Here is a 6,437-nt window from a genome sequence, read left to right as displayed (position 1 = left end):
GGCTGCTGTAGTGGCTTATTGTTTGAATCCCAATAAGCCAACTTTCCAAAATATGTTAAAAGGCTAAGTGGATTTCATCGAACTCAGGTTACTTAGTAAAGCAATGCTTTTTTGATCTTTTGATCTGTCTTATATTGCGATAAAGCATATACAGCCCAGATTGCGGCCGGGATCCACCCCAGAATCGTAATTTGAAGAAATAAACACATCATTCCTGCAAATGGACGACCTATCGTAAAAAACAGCAGCCAGGGAAAAATCAAAGCAACCAAAAGTCTCATATTACGTTCCTGTTGATGCGTTATTTCAGGTAAATTAATTTTCATTGAAGGGGTAAATTAAACAATTTTCGATCACGTTCGTCTGTTAAATACTTATCCATTTGTGTAATTAATTTGGCTCTAGCTTGTTCATCACCTTCAGTAATTTTTAACATACAGGATCCGATTAAAATCTTACGTCTTGTATCATCCTTTCGTGCCTGGTCTTTCTCTTTGGCACGTTCTCTTGCCAGTGCTGCCTGTCGTTGAGCCTTAAGCTGTTTGAGCTTCTCTTCGTGTGCCTTAATCTTGCTGTCTAAATTTTCAGTAACGCTCATTCATCCAATACCATCATCCTGGGAAACCATGCCTAACATAAGCGCACTTGAATATGCATTCAAGGTGCTATATGTATAGTAATGTTTTCCTCGAAGAGCGCACTTATGCAAACTTCGTTTGCAAGTCCGATTGGGGAGACCCCAATACCCCGACAACCGTATCCACGGTTGTATTTCACTACGTGAAAATTTAAAAGCGAAAAATAGGCATGGCGATTTACCACTTTTCAGTCAAAACCGTAGCACGATCAGCAGGGCGTTCCGCTACTGCTGCGATTGCCTATCGGGCAGGTGAAAAGATCTATTGTGAACGTGAGGGCCGAGAACATAATTACAGCCGAAAAACAGGTGTGGAATATAAAGAAATTTATTTACCCGAAGGCGCACCAGAACATTTAAAAAACCGGGAAAGACTCTGGAACGAAGTTGAACAACGGGAAACCCGAAAAAACTCGACAGTTGCCCGAGAATTTGAAATCGCTTTTCCAAGTGAATTAAATCAGGAACAACGCCTGGCCATGCTCGAAGAGCTATGCGCCAGTATCGTGGACAGACATCAGGTGGCCGTCGATGCCTGTATTCATGCACCGCATACTGGATCTGGTAGTGATGAACGCAATTATCACGCGCATATCCTGATGAGCACACGCAAACTTACTCCGGAAGGCTTCACCGAGAAAACCCGGGAACTGGATCAGAAACACAGTGGAGAAATCGAACACTGGCGCGAACACTTTGCCGATATCTGCAATATGCACCTGGATCTGGCTGGATACACTGCCCGAGTCGACCACCGCAGCTACAAAGACCAGGAGAATGGTTTAGAAGCCACGCTGCACGAAGGGCCGAAAGTCACCGAACTGCGCCGAAAAGGGATTGAGACCGAAATCAGCCGAAGCAATGACGAAATCAAACAGAGAAATCAGGCTCAGTTGCAATACGGCAAAAATATGGATCTGCTGATTGCTGAAAATGAGATCAAACTCAATACACTAAAAACTGAACAGCAGTTCCAAATCAAAAATAGTGCTAAAACGCCACCAATTGACGAAAAAGCCCTGTTGGAAGAAAAACAGAGGGAAACCCTTGGCAAAGTGCTAAATCGCGAAATCAGCGCAAAAGACGCGAATCTAGACCTAGAATTTATGCAGGATGTTTTTAAAAAGGCCGAAAACACCTTCGGCAAGATGCAAAAACATGAAAACGAGTTCAATCAGCAGCTTGCCCAGGACATCGTGAAGAGCCGACTCAAGCAAAGTCATGACAAATTGCAAAGCCTGGTCGATCAACACAACGAATTAACCCAGAACAAACCCTTACTGTTTGGAAAAAAAGCCTGGGAAGCCCAACGTGATGCGATTTACCAAGAACACAAAAAGCTGAAAGGTCAGCATGAACACCAGAAAAAACATGGTGTAAAGGATTTATTGGAAAATGAAAAGTTCAAAGAACATGCCTGGAAGCAGTACCAACAACAACATCCGGCCAAAGCCAAGCAATACCAGACTCTATACTCAACCTATCAAGTCATTAAAAAATGTGTGAATGAGATCAAAGCAGAACAACAGCTGAAACTCAGACAAGAACAACAACTCAAAGCACAGCAACATGCGCCTAGAATGAAATCTCGTGGCATGAGTCGCTAAACAGAGCGAGTGTCTACGAGCGAACTGAGAAAATTTGCCCATCCCTTTCCCTGATTACAAGCTCCCTATCCATCAATCACCTGCTTTACAGAGCATCCCGAATGGGTGCGAACTTTCCAATTTTGATCCCTAAACCGAGCGTAGCGAGAAAAAAAAGCTTATGAGCGAAGCGAATTCCGAGTTGCTTTTGCTTTTCTAAAAGTCACGAAAATATTAACCAAAAATTGCCCCGACGAATCGAGCGAAAGCGAGATTCAATAGAGTTTGAGCGAAGCGAAAACCAAGGGCAATTTTTCATGAAATATGCTTTTAATTATTTTTAAGCTTTTAAATGCTTTTAGATAGCCTGTAAACCTGAATTTATAAGGCTTTGAGAGATTATAAAACGAGGTTTACCTTGCATTAAAACGAGGTTTACCTTGCATTAAAACGAGGTTTACCTTGCATTAAAACGAGGTTTACCTTGCATTAAGCGAGTTGATAATATAACCTCGTCTTATTGACTTAAAAATATAAATTTTTCATATGAAAACCGAACTAATTGTCAAAGATAACGCTTTAATTAATGCTAGTTATAACCTTGATCTAGTAGAACAACGATTAATTCTTTTAGCTATCGTTGAAGCCAGGGAATCAGGTAAAGGGATAAATGCTAATGATCCATTAACAGTTCATGCTGAAAGTTATATCAATCAATTTGGTGTACATCGAAATACTGCTTATCAAGCCTTAAAAGATGCTTGCGATGACCTATTTGCAAGACAATTCAGTTATCAAAGTCTTAGTGAAAAAGGTAATGTCATTAATCACAAGTCAAGATGGGTAAGCGAGGTTGCTTATATTGATAATGAGGCTGTCGTTAGACTTATTTTTGCTCCAGCTATTGTGCCTTTAATAACTCGATTAGAAGAACAATTTACAAAGTATGAGATACAGCAAATAAGCAATTTAACGAGTGCTTATGCTGTTCGCTTATATGAAATATTGATTGCGTGGCGTAGTACCGGAAAAACGCCTCTTATAACTATCTACGATTTCAGACAAAAAATAGGTGTACTCGAGACTGAATACAAAAGGATGTACGATTTTAAGAAATATGTTTTAGACATTGCATTAAAGCAAGTAAATGAACATACCGATATTAATGTCAAAGTTGAACAACATAAAACCGGCAGATCCATTACGGGCTTTTCATTTAGCTTTAAACAGAAAAAGTCAGCAACAAATACAGCCAATGACATTAGTCAGGACAAAGAGCTAAAAATCAATTTGACTGATGCACAACGATATTTATTTGCTAGTAAATTATCAGAACTTCCTGAGATGGCTAAACTTTCACAAGGTAATGAAAGCTATGAACAGTTTGCTGCTCGGATTGTAACCATGCTGCAAGAGCCAAATAAATTAAAAGAATTTATGCCATTACTTCGAAAAGTCGGCTTTCAATGAATGATGTCAATTGGCATAGTAAAGTTAACAATCAACTATTAACACTATTTGAAAACTGGTTTACATAATGAAAAAACTGTCAGTTTCAGAACTAGCGAAATTATATGGATATTCAAGACAAGCTGTATATGCCCATATAAAGAAAGGAAATTTATCGAAAGGATCGGATGGATTAATTGACTTTTCAGAAGCCTTGAGAGTTTTTGGGGAACCACAAAAAAGCAATTCTAGTGTCAACCAAAGTCAATCAACTAGTAGGCATAACTTAACAGAAGTTGACTTGCTAAAACGTCAAGTTGACATGCTGGAAAAACAATTAAATCAGGCAATACAGAGAGAAAATCAATCATTAGAACGTGAATCGTTTTATCAAGAACAGATTGAGGCCATGCAGCGCTTACTGGAAGCTCCAAAAGCCAATATGACTACGTTTACCGATCATGAATCTGAACAGGATATAGCAACAGATTCTCGGCCACAGACTGAATCGAACTATGACGGATTGACTACTCCAGAGAACAAACGCATCCCTGTTCCAGAACATATTGAGCCTACACCTAAAAAGAGGGGCTTCCTGAGTCGTTTTTTCCTTCCTTACGGTTAACCAGGACTCCACTTTTTTGATGAGCCAATTTCAGTGCAAGCACATGAAATAATGACTCCTCAAAAAACCGGATGATGTTTATTAAAACTGAATAAAATCGTGGAACATTGCTTATTTATTAAGCGTGGAACACTAAAAAAGATAAAAAAAGCCCGAACAGGGATGTTCGGGCTATAAACTAGAAACTACAGCGTTGAATTTTCAAGAGAATTATAACGCATTTCGTATAAGGTGTATTATGTTAATTTTAGAGATTCTACATAAATGTAGAATCTCATGAACTTAAATTCTGGCATGCGTCCCATACTTATCAATCATGATAGAACTGGCTTCATTTAAGCCACGTACAGTGACATTCGAACCATTCTTTTGAAACTTATTGACCACAGAATCAAGCATGGCAACAGACGTTACATCCCAAATGTGAGAATGGGTCAAATCAATAATCACCTCCTTTACATCCTCTTTAAAGTCAAAACCTTGCATGAACTTTTCAGAAGAACTAAAGAAGATCTGACCTCTCAAATCATATAGACGAGCTGTCCCCTCAAAAGAAGCACTGACCTGAATATCATTTTCTAGTTTATTGGCCAAGAATAAAGCTGAAAGCAGTACACCTGTTAATACCCCTAACGCCAAGTTATGCGTAGCTACCACCACAATCACCGTTGCAATCATCACGACGTTGCTACTTTTAGGATTGTCCTTTAATTGGGTGACAGAACTCCATTCAAAAGTACTGATTGAAACCATGATCATCACAGCAACCAAGGCAGCCATTGGAATAACTTTGAGCCAATCACTAATAAACACAACTAAAATGAGAAGAAAAATACCCGCAGAGAAGGTTGATAAGCGTGTCAGACCACCTGACTTCACGTTAATCATAGATTGACCGATCATGGCACAACCTGCCATACCACCCATGAAGCCAGAGGCAATATTTGCAATACCTTGTCCTTTACATTCCTGATGCTTATCACTTGGTGTATCTGTCATTTCATCGACAATAGTTGCTGTCATCATAGACTCAAGTAAACCTACGGCTGCCAGTGCAACTGAATACGGCAAAATGATCATCAATGTTTCAAAATTTAGAGGAATATTCGGGATCAAGAACATTGGAAGTGTGTCAGGTAATGCTCCCATATCTCCAACAGTCCGTACATCAATTCCTAGGGCTATTGCTAACAATGTAATAGCAATGATGCAAACAAGTGGAGAAGGGAATAATTTTCCTAATTTTGGAATTAAAGGAAATAGATAAATAATCGCTAAGCCTAAAGCAACCAAAGCATATACATGCCAAGTTACATTAGTCAGTTCGGGTAGCTGAGCCATAAAAATTAAGATGGCCAACGCATTTACAAAGCCAATCACTACAGATTTAGAGACAAAGCGCATTAGCTTAGCCAATTTCAGGTAACCTGCTAATATTTGAATGACACCAGTTAAAATCGTTGCAGCAAGCAGATATTCAAGCCCATGTTCTTTGACCAATGTGACCATAAGCAGTGCCATCGCACCTGTGGCTGCTGAAATCATAGCTGGACGACCGCCAACAAAAGAAATAACGACAGCAATACAGAAGGATGCGTATAAACCTACTTTAGGATCTACACCTGCAATAATTGAAAATGCGATAGCTTCAGGGATTAATGCAAGACCGACAACAAGTCCTGCAAGCACATCTCCACGGATGTTAGAGAACCATTGTTCTCGTACATTAGATAACATAAACATAGCCTGTTTTTTAATTTTTCAGATAGGCTAGTGATGTGATATATACAACACACAAGCGACTACACCACATCACTAGACAGTGATGAGTTATTTACTGATTAAAGAGGTAAATAAACTTAAGGTGGCGTAAGTGTCATAAATTCAGTGCATTGTTTGAGAGAAAATATCAGAGCAAGGATAACAGCTCGGTATCATTCTATCTACCCTAACCATTTTGTAGAAGCTGCTTATTCAGCTAAGAAAGTTGTCAATTTGCATTCTAAAAAACTGTGCATTTAACATAATAGAGCTTATACGAAACGCTTTTGTTAGAACCCATTTAAAGTGTCTATATTCTCACCAATAAAAATGTCTGGTTTATGATGGTTTAAACATCATGGACTGGATATGAAATATA

6 protein-coding genes are annotated in these 6,437 nt (G+C 39.1%); 3 read left to right on the top strand and 3 right to left on the bottom strand.

The features are described 5' to 3' along the window. Nucleotides 1-92: 92 nt before the first annotated feature. Both NI461_RS13555 and NI461_RS13550 read right to left on the bottom strand, forming a co-directional pair. Nucleotides 93-281 (bottom strand): YqaE/Pmp3 family membrane protein, encoded by a 189-nt coding sequence (locus NI461_RS13555; protein WP_253157701.1) that lies wholly within the window; start codon nucleotides 279-281, stop codon nucleotides 93-95. 41 nt (nucleotides 282-322) lie between these two features. Beyond that, on the bottom strand, nucleotides 323-598 hold the full coding sequence (locus NI461_RS13550; RefSeq protein WP_174660707.1) for a mobilization protein: 276 nt from the start codon (nucleotides 596-598) through the stop codon (nucleotides 323-325). A gap of 209 nt (nucleotides 599-807) precedes the next feature. Between NI461_RS13550 and mobQ the strand changes: the two genes are divergently transcribed. The 3 genes from mobQ to NI461_RS13535 all read left to right on the top strand — a co-directional run bounded on the left by mobQ (nucleotide 808) and on the right by NI461_RS13535 (nucleotide 4,297). After that, the gene (gene mobQ, locus NI461_RS13545) at nucleotides 808-2,244 is read left to right on the top strand and encodes a MobQ family relaxase (RefSeq protein ID WP_253157699.1); all 1,437 of its coding nucleotides are present in this window, start codon (nucleotides 808-810) and stop codon (nucleotides 2,242-2,244) included. A gap of 525 nt (nucleotides 2,245-2,769) precedes the next feature. Continuing rightward, the gene (gene repM / locus NI461_RS13540; protein ID WP_004282204.1) at nucleotides 2,770-3,693 is read left to right on the top strand and encodes a replication initiation protein RepM; all 924 of its coding nucleotides are present in this window, start codon (nucleotides 2,770-2,772) and stop codon (nucleotides 3,691-3,693) included. Nucleotides 3,694-3,760: 67 nt separating this feature from the next. Then, nucleotides 3,761-4,297, top strand: coding sequence for a plasmid replication DNA-binding protein (locus tag NI461_RS13535; RefSeq protein WP_004786457.1), 537 nt, complete (start codon nucleotides 3,761-3,763; stop codon nucleotides 4,295-4,297). Between the two features lie 282 nt (nucleotides 4,298-4,579). On the opposite strand, the gene NI461_RS13530 is transcribed toward NI461_RS13535, so the two are convergent. After that, complete coding sequence (locus NI461_RS13530; RefSeq protein WP_253157698.1) at nucleotides 4,580-6,034, bottom strand: SulP family inorganic anion transporter; 1,455 nt, start codon at nucleotides 6,032-6,034, stop codon at nucleotides 4,580-4,582. Nucleotides 6,035-6,437 lie beyond the last annotated feature (403 nt).

The sequence above is a fragment of the Acinetobacter sp. S4400-12 genome (genome assembly GCF_024129495.1).
GTDB lineage: Bacteria > Pseudomonadota > Gammaproteobacteria > Pseudomonadales > Moraxellaceae > Acinetobacter > Acinetobacter lwoffii_C.
This window is presented reverse-complemented; position numbering and strand designations above follow the sequence as displayed.

Coding starts and splice junctions, on each gene's coding strand:
- NI461_RS13555 (WP_253157701.1), bottom strand. CDS start 281: ATGAGACTTTTGGTTGCTTTGATTTTTCCCTGGCTGCTGTTTTTTACG.
- NI461_RS13550 (WP_174660707.1), bottom strand. CDS start 598: ATGAGCGTTACTGAAAATTTAGACAGCAAGATTAAGGCACACGAAGAG.
- mobQ (WP_253157699.1), top strand. CDS start 808: ATGGCGATTTACCACTTTTCAGTCAAAACCGTAGCACGATCAGCAGGG.
- repM (WP_004282204.1), top strand. CDS start 2,770: ATGAAAACCGAACTAATTGTCAAAGATAACGCTTTAATTAATGCTAGT.
- NI461_RS13535 (WP_004786457.1), top strand. CDS start 3,761: ATGAAAAAACTGTCAGTTTCAGAACTAGCGAAATTATATGGATATTCA.
- NI461_RS13530 (WP_253157698.1), bottom strand. CDS start 6,034: ATGTTATCTAATGTACGAGAACAATGGTTCTCTAACATCCGTGGAGAT.